The sequence below is a fragment of the Sphingomonas sp. S6 genome, assembly GCF_043498045.1.
In the GTDB taxonomy this organism is placed as follows: Bacteria; Pseudomonadota; Alphaproteobacteria; order Sphingomonadales; family Sphingomonadaceae; genus Sphingomonas.
Map to the genome: position 1 here is coordinate 441,638 of NZ_JBIEOE010000003.1, position 14,746 is coordinate 456,383.

Annotated in this window: 20 protein-coding genes; 8 read left to right on the plus strand and 12 right to left on the minus strand. The window is 66.6% G+C overall.

What is annotated here, in order from left to right; genetic code table 11:
- Together flhA and ACGVWT_RS07620 are read left to right on the plus strand one after the other, a co-directional pair.
- Nucleotides 1-2,073: a flagellar biosynthesis protein FlhA gene (gene flhA, locus ACGVWT_RS07615; RefSeq protein ID WP_294211280.1), complete on the plus strand. Its 2,073-nt coding sequence runs from the start codon at nt 1-3 to the stop codon at nt 2,071-2,073.
- Entirely contained in the window at nt 2,070-2,849 is a 780-nt protein-coding gene (locus tag ACGVWT_RS07620; RefSeq protein WP_315462850.1) for a sigma-70 family RNA polymerase sigma factor, read from the plus strand. The genes flhA and ACGVWT_RS07620 overlap by 4 nt, the downstream gene beginning before the upstream one ends.
- Nucleotides 2,850-2,989: 140 nt before the next feature.
- On the opposite strand, the gene msrA is transcribed toward ACGVWT_RS07620, so the two are convergent.
- Nucleotides 2,990-3,526, minus strand: a complete 537-nt coding sequence (gene msrA, locus ACGVWT_RS07625; RefSeq protein WP_315462851.1) for a peptide-methionine (S)-S-oxide reductase MsrA — start codon at nt 3,524-3,526, stop codon at nt 2,990-2,992.
- Between the two features lie 67 nt (nt 3,527-3,593).
- Here msrA and galE point away from each other — a divergent pair, with 67 nt between their 5' ends.
- On the plus strand, nt 3,594-4,592 hold the full coding sequence (gene galE / locus ACGVWT_RS07630; protein ID WP_315462852.1) for a UDP-glucose 4-epimerase GalE: 999 nt from the start codon (nt 3,594-3,596) through the stop codon (nt 4,590-4,592).
- A gap of 314 nt (nt 4,593-4,906) precedes the next feature.
- Here the strand turns inward: galE and ACGVWT_RS07635 are convergent, their stop codons facing one another.
- Nucleotides 4,907-5,581: a phosphatase PAP2 family protein gene (locus ACGVWT_RS07635; protein ID WP_315462853.1), complete on the minus strand. Its 675-nt coding sequence runs from the start codon at nt 5,579-5,581 to the stop codon at nt 4,907-4,909.
- A gap of 221 nt (nt 5,582-5,802) precedes the next feature.
- On the opposite strand from ACGVWT_RS07635, the gene ACGVWT_RS07640 reads away from it, so the two are divergent.
- Complete coding sequence (locus ACGVWT_RS07640) at nt 5,803-6,069, plus strand: hypothetical protein (protein WP_315462854.1); 267 nt, start codon at nt 5,803-5,805, stop codon at nt 6,067-6,069.
- Between the two features lie 6 nt (nt 6,070-6,075).
- Here ACGVWT_RS07640 and ACGVWT_RS07645 read toward each other — a convergent pair whose 3' ends face one another.
- The 3 genes from ACGVWT_RS07645 to ACGVWT_RS07655 all read right to left on the minus strand — a co-directional run bounded on the left by ACGVWT_RS07645 (nt 6,076) and on the right by ACGVWT_RS07655 (nt 7,877).
- Entirely contained in the window at nt 6,076-6,258 is a 183-nt protein-coding gene (locus ACGVWT_RS07645; protein ID WP_116462839.1) for a hypothetical protein, read from the minus strand.
- A gap of 78 nt (nt 6,259-6,336) precedes the next feature.
- Complete coding sequence (locus ACGVWT_RS07650) at nt 6,337-7,479, minus strand: glutathionylspermidine synthase family protein (RefSeq protein WP_315462855.1); 1,143 nt, start codon at nt 7,477-7,479, stop codon at nt 6,337-6,339.
- Nucleotides 7,476-7,877, minus strand: coding sequence for a hypothetical protein (locus ACGVWT_RS07655; RefSeq protein ID WP_315462856.1), 402 nt, complete (start codon nt 7,875-7,877; stop codon nt 7,476-7,478). Before ACGVWT_RS07655 ends, ACGVWT_RS07650 begins: the two co-directional genes overlap by 4 nt.
- 215 nt (nt 7,878-8,092) lie before the next feature.
- Between ACGVWT_RS07655 and ACGVWT_RS07660 the strand changes: the two genes are divergently transcribed.
- Nucleotides 8,093-8,293 (plus strand): hypothetical protein, encoded by a 201-nt coding sequence (locus ACGVWT_RS07660; RefSeq protein WP_315462857.1) that lies wholly within the window; start codon nt 8,093-8,095, stop codon nt 8,291-8,293.
- Between the two features lie 170 nt (nt 8,294-8,463).
- A complete protein-coding gene (locus ACGVWT_RS07665) occupies nt 8,464-10,812 on the plus strand; it encodes a bifunctional diguanylate cyclase/phosphodiesterase (protein ID WP_315472138.1) in 2,349 nt (782 codons plus the stop codon).
- A 65-nt stretch (nt 10,813-10,877) separates the two neighbouring features.
- Here ACGVWT_RS07665 and ACGVWT_RS07670 read toward each other — a convergent pair whose 3' ends face one another.
- Entirely contained in the window at nt 10,878-11,210 is a 333-nt protein-coding gene (locus ACGVWT_RS07670) for a hypothetical protein (RefSeq protein WP_315462859.1), read from the minus strand.
- A 212-nt stretch (nt 11,211-11,422) separates the two neighbouring features.
- Here ACGVWT_RS07670 and ACGVWT_RS07675 point away from each other — a divergent pair, with 212 nt between their 5' ends.
- Nucleotides 11,423-11,560, plus strand: coding sequence for a hypothetical protein (locus ACGVWT_RS07675; protein WP_315462860.1), 138 nt, complete (start codon nt 11,423-11,425; stop codon nt 11,558-11,560).
- A gap of 103 nt (nt 11,561-11,663) precedes the next feature.
- On the opposite strand, the gene ACGVWT_RS07680 is transcribed toward ACGVWT_RS07675, so the two are convergent.
- Entirely contained in the window at nt 11,664-11,891 is a 228-nt protein-coding gene (locus ACGVWT_RS07680) for a hypothetical protein (protein ID WP_315462861.1), read from the minus strand.
- A 74-nt stretch (nt 11,892-11,965) separates the two neighbouring features.
- Between ACGVWT_RS07680 and ACGVWT_RS07685 the strand changes: the two genes are divergently transcribed.
- Nucleotides 11,966-12,229 (plus strand): hypothetical protein, encoded by a 264-nt coding sequence (locus ACGVWT_RS07685; protein ID WP_315462862.1) that lies wholly within the window; start codon nt 11,966-11,968, stop codon nt 12,227-12,229.
- Between the two features lie 136 nt (nt 12,230-12,365).
- Here the strand turns inward: ACGVWT_RS07685 and ACGVWT_RS07690 are convergent, their stop codons facing one another.
- From ACGVWT_RS07690 to ACGVWT_RS07710, 5 genes are all read right to left on the minus strand, one after another.
- Nucleotides 12,366-12,629 carry a hypothetical protein gene (locus ACGVWT_RS07690; protein WP_315462863.1) on the minus strand — a complete coding sequence of 88 codons (264 nt, stop codon included), beginning with the start codon at nt 12,627-12,629 and terminating at the stop codon, nt 12,366-12,368.
- Nucleotides 12,630-13,150: 521 nt separating this feature from the next.
- Nucleotides 13,151-13,327, minus strand: coding sequence for a hypothetical protein (locus tag ACGVWT_RS07695; RefSeq protein ID WP_394425835.1), 177 nt, complete (start codon nt 13,325-13,327; stop codon nt 13,151-13,153).
- Between the two features lie 31 nt (nt 13,328-13,358).
- Nucleotides 13,359-13,793 carry a hypothetical protein gene (locus ACGVWT_RS07700; protein WP_394425837.1) on the minus strand — a complete coding sequence of 145 codons (435 nt, stop codon included), beginning with the start codon at nt 13,791-13,793 and terminating at the stop codon, nt 13,359-13,361.
- Nucleotides 13,790-14,314 carry a lysozyme gene (locus ACGVWT_RS07705; protein WP_394425839.1) on the minus strand — a complete coding sequence of 175 codons (525 nt, stop codon included), beginning with the start codon at nt 14,312-14,314 and terminating at the stop codon, nt 13,790-13,792. Before ACGVWT_RS07705 ends, ACGVWT_RS07700 begins: the two co-directional genes overlap by 4 nt.
- Entirely contained in the window at nt 14,298-14,546 is a 249-nt protein-coding gene (locus tag ACGVWT_RS07710; RefSeq protein ID WP_394425841.1) for a hypothetical protein, read from the minus strand. Before ACGVWT_RS07710 ends, ACGVWT_RS07705 begins: the two co-directional genes overlap by 17 nt.
- Nucleotides 14,547-14,746: the final 200 nt, after the last annotated feature.

A 14,746-nucleotide genomic window follows, 5' to 3' on the forward strand; every position in this document is an offset into this window, starting at 1 on the left:
GTGAACAAGCTGCTCAGCCAGGGCCGCGGCGCCGCGCTGCCGCTCGCCATCCTGCTGCTCGTCGTCGTCATGGTCGTGCCGATCCCGGCCTTCCTGCTCGACGTCTTCTTCGTCGCCAATATCGCGATCAGCCTCGCCGTGCTGATGGTGTCGCTGAACGCGCAGAAGCCGCTGGACTTCTCGTCCTTCCCGACCGTCCTCCTGTTCGCGACCCTCTTCCGCCTCGGCCTCAACGTCGCCTCGACCCGCATCGTGCTGGTCCACGGTCACGAGGGCGAAAGCGCCGCGGGCCATGTCATCGAAGCGTTCGGCAGCTTCCTGATCGGCGGCGACTATGTCGTCGGCATCTTCGTCTTCGCGATCCTGATGATCATCAACCTGATCGTCGTCACCAAGGGCGCGGGCCGCGTGTCGGAAGTCTCGGCGCGCTTCACCCTGGACGCATTGCCCGGCAAGCAGATGGCGATCGACGCCGATTTGAACGCCGGCCTGATCACCCCCGACGACGCCAAGAAGCGCCGCGTCGAAGTCGCCACCGAAGCCGATTTCTACGGTTCGATGGACGGTTCGTCGAAGTTCGTGAAGGGCGACGCGGTTGCCGCGATGCTGATCCTCGCCGCCAACGTCATCGGCGGGCTGATCCTCGGCCCCGTCAGCCACGGCATGACGATCGCCGCCGCCGCGAAAAGCTACATCCTGCTCGCGATCGGCGACGCGCTCGTCGCGCAGCTCCCTGCGCTGATGCTCTCGATTGCCGCCGCCGCGATCGTCACCCGCGTCAATTCGGACAAGGACCTCGCCGGCCAGATCGGCAGCCAGTTCGGCTCCCCGCGCACCTGGACCCCGGTCGCGGTCATCCTCGGCCTGCTCGGCGTCTTCCCAGGCATGCCGCACCTCATCATGCTGCCGGCCGCCGGCATCGCGGGCTTCACCGCGTGGAAGCTGCGCCAGATCGAAAAGCGCCCCGTCGTCGAAGCGCCCAAGGCGGCCGAGGAACCCGTCGATCCGTCCAAGATCGGCTGGGACGAAGTCACCGAGGGCATGCAGGTCAATCTCGACATCGGCTACGGCCTGGTGCCGCTGGTCGATCAGCGCCGCGGTGCGCCGCTGATGGGCCGCATCACCGGCGTCCGCCGCCAGCTCTCGCGCGATCTCGGCTTCGTCGTGCCGCAATGCCGCGTGCGCGACGACATCAACCTCGCGCCCTACACCTATCGCATCATGATCAACGGCGTCTGCGTCGGCGAGGATCAGGTTTCCCCCGACGAGATGCTGGCGCTCGACACCGGCCAGGCGTTCGGCGAGCTGCACGGCAAGAAGGCGAAGGACCCGACCTTCGGCCTCGACGCCACCTGGATCCCCGCGGGCGATGCCGATGCCGCCACCGGCGCGGGCTTCCTCGTCGTCGATGCCGGCACCGTCATGGCGACACACCTCAACCATTTGCTCGGCGCCAACGCGACCGACCTGCTCGGCCCCGACGAGGTCCAGTCGCTGCTCGACGGGCTGAAGGAACGCGCCGCGCAGCTCGTCGCCAGCCTCACGCCCAATCCGTTGCCGCTCACCACCCTCACCCAGGTCCTGAAGGGCCTGCTCGCGGAGAATATTCCGTTGAAGGAATTCCGTCGTATCGCGCAGGCGATTGCGGTCGCCGCCACGCGCAGCGCCGATGCCGAGGAGATCATCGAACTGATCCGTCCGGAGCTTGGCCCCCTCATCATCCAGAAGCTGTGCGGCGTGCGCGAGCCGCTGCGCGTGATGACGCTGGAGGGCCAGCTGGAAGGGCTGCTCGGCCAGGCCGCGCGCGCCGATGCCTCGCGCCGCCACGTCATCGAGCCAGACCTCGGCCGCCGCATCGTCGAGGCGCTGCAACAGGCCGCGCAGCCGCTGATCGCCGAGGCCAAGCCCTTCGCGCTCGTCGTCCAGCCCGCGATCCGCATCGCGATCCGCAAGCTGGTGAAGACCGTGCTGCCCGACACGCCCGTCCTGTCCTTCTTCGAAGTGCCTGAAGAAAAGGCGGTCGAGGTCGTCGCGGTCATCGGCGCACCGCAGCAGCAGGCGCTGGCGGCATGAGCGCCGAACCGATGAGCGGCGCCTTCGCCGGCGCCCAGCCCGCGCCGCAGGCCATGGTGCCGTCCGGCCCCCTCACCTATTCGCCGCGCCAGCGTCCCGGCGGCAATACCGAGGCGCTGATCCGCCAGCATCTGCCGCTGGTCCGCCGCATCGCCTGGCATGTCCATGGCTCGATGAGCACCATCGTCGATGTCGAGGATCTCGTACAGATCGGCCTCGTCGCGCTGGTCGAGGCGGTCGGGCAGGCCGCGGAACAGGGCGCGCAATTCCGCGCCTATCTCCAGACCCGCCTGCGCGGCGCGATGATCGACGAACTGCGGCGACAGGCGACGACGACGCGCGGCGCGATGCGGCGGCGCCGGCAATATCAGGCCGCCATCGCCACCGTGACGGCAAGAACCGGCCGCGCGCCCGACGAAGCGACGATCGCCGCCGAACTCGGTGTCACGATCGAACGGCTGCGCGCGGAATATGAGACCGCCGACACGGTGCGGTTCGAATCGATGGACGAAGTCTATGCCGACGACCTTCCCTGGTTCGCCGACGACACGCCCGACGCCTTCGAACAATTGGCCGAAAGCGACCTGCGCGACACGCTGATCGCCGCGATCGGCGCCCTGCCCGAACGTGAAGCGATAGTGATCCAGCTCTATTACGTCGAGGAATTGAACCTCGAGGAGATCGGCCAGGTATTGGGCGTAGGCTCGGCCCGCGTCTGCCAGATCAAGGCCGCCGCCCACGCCAAACTGAAAAAGGCGCTGGCGCGGAAGGTCTAATCAAATCCTCCCCGGCACGGGGAGGTGGCATGCCGCAGGCATGACGGAGGGGGGCTTCCTCGGGCGATGCGCTTCGGGGAGAGCCCCCTCCACCATTCGCTTCGCGAACGGTCCCCCTCCCCGTGCCGGGGAGGATTGGTTTACACCACCGCCTTCGACCGCGCGGCAAAGCTCTTGCGCAGCTTCTGCAGCTTCGGCGGGATCACCGCCATGCAATAGGGGTTCGACCGGCCCGACGTTTCCCAATAATCCTGATGGTAATCCTCCGCCGGATACCAGTCCGCCATCGGCTCCACCGTCGTCACGATCGGCTTGTCCAGCCCCGCCTGCGCCCGCTCGATCGCCGCGCGCATCTCCGCCTCTTGGTGCGCGTCCGCCGGAAACACCGCCGAGCGGTATTGCGTGCCGACGTCATTGCCCTGCCGGTTCAGCTGCGTCGGATCGTGCGTCGCGAAGAAGATGTCGAGCAGGTCGCCGAGCGCCAACTGTTCGGGGTCGTAGCCGATGCGGATCGCCTCGGCGTGGCCGGTGTCGCCGCCGCACACCTGCTTGTACGTCGGGTTCGGCACGTCGCCGCCGATATAGCCGCTCTCGACGCTTTCCACGCCGATCACGTCCTTGAACACCGCCTCGGTACACCAGAAGCAGCCGCCCGCCAGCGTTACATAATCCGTCATGCTGAAGTCTCCTTTGCAGCCCATGTAGGAAGGCGCTACGCCGCGCAAAAGACGAAGGACACGACGCATGGCATTGAACGGCAAGGTGATGGTGACGGGCGGGGCCGGCTATATCGGCAGCCATGCGGTGCTGGCTTTGTGCGACGCGGGCTATGACGTCGTCGTCGTCGACAATCTCGTCACCGGCTTCGCCTGGGCGGTCGATCCGCGCGCGACGCTGGTGGAGGCGAACGTCGCCGACGATATCGCCATCCGTGCCGCGATCCGCGATCACAATGTCCGCGCGATCATGCACTTCGCCGGATCGGTCGTGGTGCCGGAATCGGTCAGCGATCCGCTCAAATATTACCGCAACAACACCGCCGCGACGCGCAGCCTGATCGAAAGCGCCGTCACCGAAGGCGTGCCGCACTTCATCTTCTCGTCCACCGCCGCGACATATGGCACGCCCGTGAAGGTGCCGGTCGAGGAAACCGACCCGACCGTGCCGATCAATCCTTATGGCATGTCGAAGCTGATGACCGAGGCGATGCTGCGTGACGTCGCCGCCGCGCATCCGATGAACTATTGCGCGCTGCGCTACTTCAACGTCGCCGGCGCCGATCCGCAAGGCCGGTCGGGCCAGTCGACGGTGGGCGCGACGCACCTCATCAAGATCGCGGTCGAAGCGGCGACCGGCAAGCGCGCCGCCGTCTCCGTCTTCGGCACCGACTTCGACACGCCCGACGGCACCGGCGTGCGCGACTATATCCACGTCAGCGATTTGGCCGCCGCGCATGTCGCCGCGCTCGAATTGCTGGTCGCCGAACCGACGCAGAGCCACACGCTGAACGCCGGTTACAATCGCGGCTTCTCGGTCAACGAAGTGCTCGACGCAGTCGATCGCGTCACCAACATGACGATCGAGCGCCGCTACGAAGGGCGCCGCGCCGGTGACCCCGCCGCGCTCGTCGCCGACAACCGCGCGATCCTCGCCGCTTTGCCTTGGCGCCCGCAGCGCGACGATCTCGACACGATCGTCCAGGACGCGCTCGCCTGGGAACGCAAGCTGAGCGAACGCCAATAGGATCGCGCTAGCGGCAAGCCGCTGTGATCACGGCGAAATCGCGCGGGCTCTGTCCTACACGCGCGCGACCTGCCATTCTCTCCGGGCCAATGGATTGCGCTCTTTGAACCGGTGAAGAAACGGAAACGATAGACCCCGATCGTTTCCGCCAAGGTGTTCACGTTGTCTATGTTGGACGGCGGCATAGTGGCGTTCGAGCCGTCCGCCTAAGCACGTCACCCCAGCGCAGGCTGGGGTCTTGCGCGGCTCCTGTCACGTCAGCTCAGCGGGGGAAATCCCTGCCTTCGCTGGGATGACGCTTCATGGATCGGCCCCTATCGTTCCCCACCGATTGCCACGCGCGCCCGCGCCGTGGCGGTCCACCAACCCAGCGCCCAGAGCGTGCCGAAGCTCCAGCCGGCCAGCACGTCGCTCGGCCAATGCACGCCCAGATACACGCGGCTGCACCCGATCGCGCCGACCAGCAGCACCGCGGCCACCAACAGGTACAATCGCGCCGCACGGTCGGGCGTCACCTGTCCGGCGAGCGCCGCCAAGGTCAGATAGCAGACGGCACTCGCCGTCGCATGCCCGCTCGGAAAGCTGTAGCCGTTGGCGGACACCAGATGCGGTACCAGCTCCGGCCGTGCGCGCAGCACCACGCCCTTGACCAGCTCGATCACCCATCCGCCGGTCAGCGTCGCCAGCGCGGTGGCGAGCGCGGTCAGCAACAGGCGCTGGACCAGCAGAAACCCGACGACGAGCGTCACGATCAGCGTCAGCACCACGCCACCGCCCAGATCGGTGATGTCCGCCGCCACCTTCGGCAGCCATGTGGGACCACTCCACTGGCGCAGACCGACGATGATCGCCCGGTCGAAGGCGAACGGATAGCGACTGGTCGCCACCGCGCCGATCAGTAGCACCGCCAGCCCCGCCGCGATCAGCGCGAGTCCTACCAATAGGGGCGGCAGCCGGCGCCCGCCGGTTCGATCCGAAATCCGTGTCATCCCGTGCCAACGCCTGCGGGACGAAAAGGACGCGCGCCGCGCACGGATCGCCACGTCGCACCGCCCGGTCCGCCAACTTCTGGCGCCGCGCACCCGGTGCGCGACACCGGGCCTTCAGGAAATCCACGCAAATCCGGTGTATTATTCAAATGGCACACTTATCGCATGGCGCCCGCCAACCTGCACGACATCATGTCGCGCGGACGACCGGGAGCTCCACCATGTCCATCTTGCCGCCCTTGCTCGCCCTCGCCGCGCTGGCCGCGTCACCGGCCGCCGCCGTGGACCGGGCGGATGCGCCACCGCGCGCCTACACGGTCCGGTACGATGCCAGCCGCGACGTCTATTGCATCCGCTTCTTCTCGGATGCGCTCGCCGCCGATCCGCATCCGGGGCGCAGCGCCATCACCTGCCAGAGCCGCGAGCGCTGGGCCGACGAACAGGTGTTCATCCATCACGCCGGCCGCCCTGCACTGGCGGCGCGCTAAGGCGTATCAGGCGAGCAGGGCTGCGGCCGAACCCTTGGGTTCGGCCAGCGCACGCTCCACCGGGGTCAGGCCCGACATCCGTTCCGCCCGATACGCATCTGCGGCGGTATCGCTCGTCGCGATCAGGCGATCCTGTGCGACGGGACGGGGACGGGCGGCACCGAACAGGCCCAGCGTGGTACGGCTCATAGATTCCTCGAACAGGGCAGCGGGATCATTCCCGCGCGCTGCCCGTATCAATGCCGCACTGCACCCACGGGTTCCGGCTTACCCCTCGATCACGTGCGGCACAAAGCGGGCGGTGTTGCCGGTGATCAGCCCGTCCTCGCGAATGCCGATCCCGGCCGGCTCGCCATCGACCAGCCAGCTGCCGATCACGGGAAAACATCCCGGCGCCGTCTCGGGCAGCCGGTACAGCGCCTGATAGACATAGCCCTCGTCGCCATACTCCCCCGCCGCCTCAGCGACGACGCGTCCGTTCTGCCGGATCGACACGTTCGCGCCCTCGCGCGCCAGCAGCGGCTTGGCGACGGCATCGCCTTCCGGAATGTCGAAGCCGGCGGGCAGCAGGTTGGGATGATCCGGAAACAGCTGCCACAGGATCGCGAGGATCGCCTTGTTCGACCAGATCATCTTCCAGATCGGTTCGATCCACAGCGTATCGTCGAGGCTTTCGAGCAGCGGCGCCGCAAAGGCCTCCGCGGTCAGCCATTCCCACGGATACAGCTTGAACAGCGCCTCGATCCGCTGCTCGGCCAGATCGACGAAACAGCGCCGGTCATGGTCCCAGCCCAGATCGTCGACCAGGATCGGCACCGTCGTGATCCCCGCCGCCTCCGCCGTGTCGCGCAGATAGGATGTCGTGACGATATCCTCGCCCGCCTCGTCCGAGACATGCGCGAAATGGACGACCGGCGGCAGCAGCGGCGCGATATCGCGCCACTTGGCGATCAGGCGGTCGTGCAGGCTGGTATATTGGTCGAGGTGCGGGAAGCGCTCCTCCTTCCAGCTCCACTGGATCACCGCGGCTTCCAGCAGCGACGTCGGCGTATCGCAGTTGAACTCGAACAATTTGGGCGGCCCGGCCCCGTCATACCCCAGATCGAACCGCCCGTAGTTCAGCGCGGGCGGCTCCACCTCCCACGCGTCGCGGATCGCCTGGTGGAAGGGCGCCGGAATGCCGAACCGGTCGAACAGTGCGGGATCGTCGACGATCGCCTGCCCGGCGGCGAGGAACAGTCGGTACAGCTCTGCCGTCGCCCCCTCGATCGTGGCGATCTGCGCGGCCGAAAAGCGGTAATAGACGCTTTCGTCCCAATAGGGCCGGCCATCGACGCTGTGCCAGATTAGCCCCTCCGCCTCGACCTTCGCCTGCCAGTCGGGGCGCGGCGCGATGCCGACGCGAATCATGCCCGGCCGCTGCCGAAGCTGTGCGCCGATGCGCCGAACCCGCCACGGCTGATCGCGCCCGATCGGCTGACGAAGGTGTTGGCCGGCGCGCGCGCATAGCTGACGCCGCCCGCACGGCTGAACGATCCCCCGCGCGCCGTCTCGCCATAGGGCGGGATCACACTGTTGCGCCCGAGGAAGTACCACAGGAACGCGTTGCTGCCGCCCCCGCCATGATAGCCGCTCGTCAGCGCCTGCCGCGGGCATTGGTCGTCGGCGACCCGCCGCCCCTCACGATCGGTACAGATCGCGGTATCGGTCTGCGCGGTCCAGCCATCCGGCTCCGGTTCCGACCGGCCACACCCCGACGCCAGCAGCGCCGCGGCGATCGCCGTCGTGATCCTCAGATCCGTCCTCATGCCCTTCCCCCAAAGCCACCGAAACGGCGCGCACCATAGGGCAGGATCACGGCAGCCACCATGACCTGATGCGCTGTCGATGCACGGAGTGTGGAACACACCATCGAGGTCTGCCGCGCATCCTAGGCTGTGCATTGTCGCGACGTTCAGCCTGCCCCCCGGATTAACCACTCTATTGCATCGCCGCGTAACGCTTCGGGGCAAAGAGGCGTCCGATGAATACCGGCCTCACCCGTGAGCTTCTGCAACGCCGCATCGAGGATCAGATGGCACTCGCCACGCTGGCGACCAGTGACGCCGTGCGCGCCATGCATCGCGATCTCACCTGCCTGTATCGATCGCAGCTGGCATGCCTTGTCGCTGGCGACGCGCTCACATCCCCTGTGGAGCCGCTTGAGTTCGACCTCGCGGCTTAATCCCTGCCGCGGGACTTTGCGCAGGACGCCAAACCCCTGCGACGGAACCTAAGGCAGCCCATAGGCCATCCAAGCGGCTCGTTGCAGGCGTATGTTCACGACCAAACTGCATGAAATTAAAACAAATTTGATGTTTGAATGAGAATGGCCTGAAAAAAGGGTCAATCCGGATGCGCTTCCTCTCGTGTCTCACGCAGGATCATAACCTCTGGCTGGTCGGCCTGGCGGCTTTGTTCTGCCTGGTCGGGTCGACGATCACGGTTCAGCTGCTGGGTCGCATCCGTCAGGCCGAGCCAAGGACGCGATTGGCGTGGATCTTCATGGGCGGCGTTTCGACCGGCGCGACGATCTGGTGCACGCACTTCATTGCGATGATCGCCTATCAGCCGGGCGTCCGCGTCAGCTACGAGCCACGTCTGACCGGGGTGTCCCTGCTCCTCGCAATCGCTGGCAGCGCGATCGCCCTGAATGCGGCGACGAAGAAGGGGCGCTGGATGCCGGTCCTCGGCGGCGCGATCTTCGGTCTGGCAGTGGCCGTGATGCATTACACCGGCATGCGGGCATTCGCCGCTCAGGGCTTCATCTCCTGGTCCCCCGACTATGTCACGGTATCGATCGCGGGCGTCGTGGTGCTGGGCGCCGCGGCCTTCGATCGAGCCCTTGCGCGCGGGCGTTTTGCTGGGCCCTTACGCGCGACAGTATTGATGGTCGGCTCCATCGTAGTGCTGCACTTCACCGGCATGGCAGCCATGGCCATCGTCCCCTTCGCACCCGCACCAGGTCAGCCGGGATCGGACGACGCCGCGACGATCATGGCCCTCGCTGTCGCCGGCGTCGGCATGCTGGTGTTGGGCACGGGCCTGTCGACCTATGTCCTCGACGCGCAGGCCAGCGCGGAGTCGAAGCGGCGCCTGGACGAAGTGCTGGAGGGCAACGTCGATGGCATGGTCGTGACCTCTGCAGGTCGCATTGTGGCCGCCAATGCGGCATTCGCGGCGCTCGCCGGTATTGCGTCCGCGGACATCATCGGAGAGCCGATCGAGCGCTGGATCGCGGGTGCCACGGCGATCACCGCCGACCGGCTGACGCAATCGACGATGATCGGCGTCGACGGAAGTGCCATCGCGATCGAGATCGCGGTCCGGATCGATGCGCGCGGACGCGAACCGCATACGATCTACTCCATCCGCGATCTCAGGGCTCGCCTTGCGCAGGAACGCCGGATTACGCATCTGGCGCGCAACGACAGTCTGACCGGCCTGCCGAACCGGACGTCATTCCTGGAGTGGTTGACCAAGCAGGCGTCGCCGGACACCGGGCACGCTGCCGTCGCGCTTTTATCGATCGACCTCGACCGCTTCAAAGAGGTCAACGATGTTCATGGCCATGCCGCGGGCGACCAGCTGCTGATCACGATCGGTGAGCGCATGAAGGCAGCGATGGGCCCGGGCGAATTCGTCGCGCGCCTTGGCGGCGACGAGTTCGTGGCGGTCATGCCCGTCAAACAAGCGGCCGATGCGCTTGGCCTTGCCGAACGGCTGCGCGCCGCGATCATGGAACCGGTCGTGCTCGATCACAGCGAGGCAAGTTGCGGCGCCAGCGTCGGCATCGCGCTATGGCCGCAAGACGCCGACGATGTCTCGGCGCTCATCAACAACGCTGACCTCGCAATGTACCGGGCCAAGGGGTCGATAGCGTCGAACGTCTGCTTCTACGAAGAGGAGATGGATCGCGCCGTCCGCGATCGCCGGCGGATGGTGCAGGAATTGCGCCACGCGCTCGACCACGACGAACTGGCTCTTCATTGGCAGGTACAAGGCGACGTTCGCACCGGCAGAACCACGGGCTATGAAGCCCTGCTCCGGTGGACGAAGGCGGACGGCTCATCGGTGTCGCCATCCGACTTCATCCCGCTTGCCGAACAGTCGGGACTGATCCTGCCCATCGGCGAATGGGTCTTGCGTACCGCATGCCGCGAAGCGGCGGCCTGGACGGAGCCGCACAAGATCGCGGTGAACCTGTCGCCAGTCCAGCTCGGCCACGTCGATCTTCCCAGTCTCGTTCACCAGATTTTGCTGGAAACGGGTCTGCCGGCGTCGCGCCTCGAACTCGAAATCACCGAAACGGCGATGATCGAGGATCACGCACGCACGACCCACGTCCTCCGCCAGCTGAAGGCGCTGGGCGTATCGGTAGCAATGGATGATTTCGGAACCGGCTATTCGTCGCTGTCGACGCTGCGATCTTTCCCCTTCGACAAGATCAAGCTCGACAAGTCCTTCATGGTCGACCTGGACTGTGGGCCGCAATCGGCCGCTATCATCCGTGCGGTGCTGGCCCTCGGCGAAAGCCTTTCGATCCCGGTTCTGGCGGAAGGCGTAGAAACCACAGAGCAGCTGGAGTTTCTGCGCCAGCAAGGTTGCGACGAAGCGCAAGGGTATCTGCTCGGACGGCCGGCTCCCATCCATCAGGCGGACGCAGCGCAGCCGATGACGATGATGGCAGCGCGTGCCGGGTGAGCGGCACCCGATACGCCTGCCTTTTGCCCAATCCCCGCCACCGTCCGATTGCGGCGCGCCGCGTGTCAACCAACATGGCGATCCATCGCTCCATCCCTCCCGACCACAAAGGTCAGGAACGATGCCGTGTCGCCTGCGTAATCCCCCTCACGTGCCGCAATGGCGCTGACGAAGGAGGATTCATGACGCTCAAGATGCTGTTCGCTGCCGTGGCCATGATGGCGGGCTCCGCTGGTCTCGCCGGTACTGCCGATGCGCAGCGCCACGATCGTGGCCGTCCCCATTACGACCAACGCGATCACCGCGACCATCGTGGGTATGATCGGAACCGTCGCGACCGCGGCCACCATTGGGGTCGCGATCGCCGCGATCACTGCCGTATCGTCTACCGTCACCATCGCCGCGTCCGCGTCTGCCGCTGATACACGGCCGGGACGGTGCCGAGCCTAGGCGCCGTCCAAAGGCTGCCAGCAGGCGCTCGCCGTAACGCTGGCTCGGCCTGTCGCGTGATCGGCCAGGATCGCGGCCCCGCTCACCTGCCGTAAACCTTTGCTAGGCCAACGATCTGCTCCTCACAGGCCGCAAGGCCGATGCCGCAGAGAGACGATCCATGGCCTTCTACGTCACCATGTCCGCCTTTATCGCCGCGAACCTCGCCCTCATCGGGTTCGAAATGCGCCGGGGCCAATCGCGCGCCAGCCGGGAGCTTGCTCTGGTGCCCGTCAATCGCCGGCCTACCCACCGCTGACATGCTCGCGTAGCCGTGCGGTGGCGACGCAAGCGAACGCCGATCGCTGCCCAATAACAAGAGAAAAGGGCGCGTGATCGGCGCGCGCCCTCCCCTGACCGCCTCAGCTCGGGTGGGCTTCGCTCTCGGCAACCGCGCCTGCGTCGCTGACGGGCATGGCCGCATCCGCCACGGCCGCAGTGGGCACACCGCCGGTGGTGCCTTCGGCTTCCTCGGCAAGGCGCATCTGCTCGTACGCGACTTCGAGATCGGCGGGGCCGGAACCGGTCGGCTGCATCGGCAGATCGGTGTAGCTCTCGGGTTCGTGGGTCGGATCGTTCACATCGGCCATGTCGCTCTCCTGCGCGTGTCTGGTGGTAATCAACGCACGACAGCACATTCGGCTCAGGGCCGGCGCATGATGGCATGATAGACGCCGCCGATCAGCGAGGCAGCTATTCAGGCTTCGAGACGATCGACTGCAATTCGTCGCATCGTCGTTGCCAAGGCACGCTTCATCGTGCGATTCATCAACGCATTATGGGCCAGTCCATCCCTCCGCAGCGGCTTTCCGACCTCCCCCGCGACGAGTGCATCCGCGCTCTTCATCAGCGGGCAGCAGAAGCGCGGGCGCAATGGCAGGCTTCACGGTCTGTGCAGCCGTCGTTCTGGAGCCGGCTGTTCGGCTGATAGAGCGGGCCGACTATGGCGGGGGTTCGTGTCCCGTCGCGATCGGCCTCAACATGAATGCCGTGACTTGGCGATAGACGCATTCGGGGCAGCGGATCGCGGCGCCCACCGCGTGGCGGGCGCCTGCGTAACCGACTTACTTCTCGCCGGCGCGCTCGTTAGTGCCGCTCATATTCAACGAGCGGCGGAAGTCGCTCACGCCCTGCTGCGTAATCCCGTCAAACTGACGCCATCCTGCCTCAGTATTGCAGACGCGGGTGGCCATGAACGAACCCGTCGGCGTCAGCCTGCGGCAGGTCTTCTTCTCGGCAGGCTTTGCCTGGGTATCCGCTGACTGCGCGAAGGCCGGCACCGCACAGGCCGCGATCGCCACGACTGCTGCCGTCCAAATGCGCTTCATTGTCCCCACCCCTCTTGTTCGCGTCAAATCATGCGTCAGCAATACCGACATATCAAGCGTAGACATCTGGCGGTGTGCGCGTGCTCCAGCGAGACCTCGAAACAGCCGTCGAAGGTCTTCCGCTCCTTTCTATCGCTCGAATCGGCGAGATTGTCCGACGTGCCGCCCCAGTCCCGCGCCTGCGCATCGATAAGCGTCACGATGCCCGCCATCATAATCTTATGTGTGCGGCGCGCCGGTTGATCGGAGGAAGCGCGGTGCGACGCCACGCGACGCGGGATTGGCGGACGCTGCGGCTTATGAGCTGGTCTGGGACCGGATAGATGCCCCCGGAAAGCGTCGATGGTGGGTCCGCCGCCCACCACTTACAATGCAATAAACGACGCGTTTCTGCGGCATGCTGGTCAGACTATACCGGCTGATACCCCCACGGATACCCCCTGACGATATTTGGCTTACGGATCGATCGCGAGCGCGAGCTAGAACGAAAAAGGGGCCGGCCATCCCTGACCGACCCCATGTCATTGCGTTCGAAGCGGAGGACACCCCGGCGGCGGCGCGCCGGTAGCGAACAGCCCCGAGACGCACCGCCGTTCCCGGATCACGCCGCCGGCGCGCACGTTGCCGCGCTCGACCGCGCCCACCGCCTCGGCGAGCCGCGTCACAATCTCCGTCAGCACCGCCACGTCGATCGTCACCAGCCGCCCGGCGGGCTTCGCCGTCAGCGGCTCAAGACGCTCCGTCTTGACCAGCTCCGGCGACAGCGGCGGCAGCTTCGGCCGCTCGGTTCGCGCGAGCGATGGCAGTGTTGATGTCGTCCCGCATGCCGTCGATAGGAGCGGCAGGCAGAGGATCGCCGACAGGAGCAGGCGGGATAGTGTCGAGCGCATGGCGCAGGTTCTCCACGATGTGATGGGTGACGGCCGCCGAGGCGACCGTCTGCTGGGCGACGCTGGTCGCGATGGTGGCGGATGCGTCAACGGCGGCGCGCTCGTCCTTGCGCGTTACGGTGACGGCGGCGGCGTGATCGCGCTGCACCTGGACGGTGACGTGGTCCGCCCCAGCCTGTTCGCCCTTTCGATGGGCGCCAACGAGGGCCGCCACGACCAGCAGCCCGAGCAGGGCGATGGCGGCAATGAGCGCCTTGGTTCGCCAGCCGATCACCGCGGCAACCCCGTCAGGCAGAGGTCGCGCTCGGCACGACGCCGGTTGGCCAGGCCGGCGACGGCCTTACCGCCTGCCTTGTCCCACATGAGGAAGGCGTCGCATGCGCCGCGCAAATTGCCCGCATCGAAGCGACGGTCCACCGTCGACTTGCAATACGCGGCCGTGCCGATGTTATAGGCGAGACTGGTGGCCGCGGCCCATTGATAGTCCCGGCCGCGGAGGGTGGGCGTGCAGGTCGCTACGGCTTGGGCAAACCCGGCGAGGCGGCGATCAAGCTTCAAAGCGCAACCTTCCGGGGTTTCCTTGGGCGATCGCGCGGTCACGCCTAGCGTCTCGCCACTGCATTGCGTCCAGACGCCGACGATGTCGCGATATGGCACGAGCGCAGGCCCGGCCGGCCCGTCTTCCCAGCGAGCGACGAACGGCGTCGTCAGCGCCGCCGCCGCCACGCCCATCGTTATCGCGAGCGCGGTAAGCGGCGACGTGCCCGCGCGCGGCGCCCTATCGGGGCTGGCCATCGCTCGCCTCCTTCTGCTTGAGCACGCGGGCCACCGCCGCCGCAGTGAGCAGGGCAAGGCCCAACTCCTGCTGGTTGGGCAGGTGCGCCTTCACCTCGATCGGCAGCGCGTTCCAGATCGCCAGCGCCTGATCGGGCGCGGCAAGCAGGAAGGCGAAAACGGCGGCGCCGAGCGCGGACACGCGCACGGACCAGAGGCGCCACGACTGGCGCCACTCGGCGATCAGCTTCACGATGTTTCTCCAGGAGAAGGCGGGCACCGCGCCCGCCGAGGGATCAGGGGATCTGGTCGAGTAGACTGGCCATGTCGGCCGGCACAGCCTTGGGGGTCGCCACAGTGCTATCGCCGAGCAGCTGACGCGCCGCTTCAATCGGCCGGCGCGCGAGGCCCCGGACGCAGGTCACGGACCCGGCCGACATGGCCGCGCCGCCG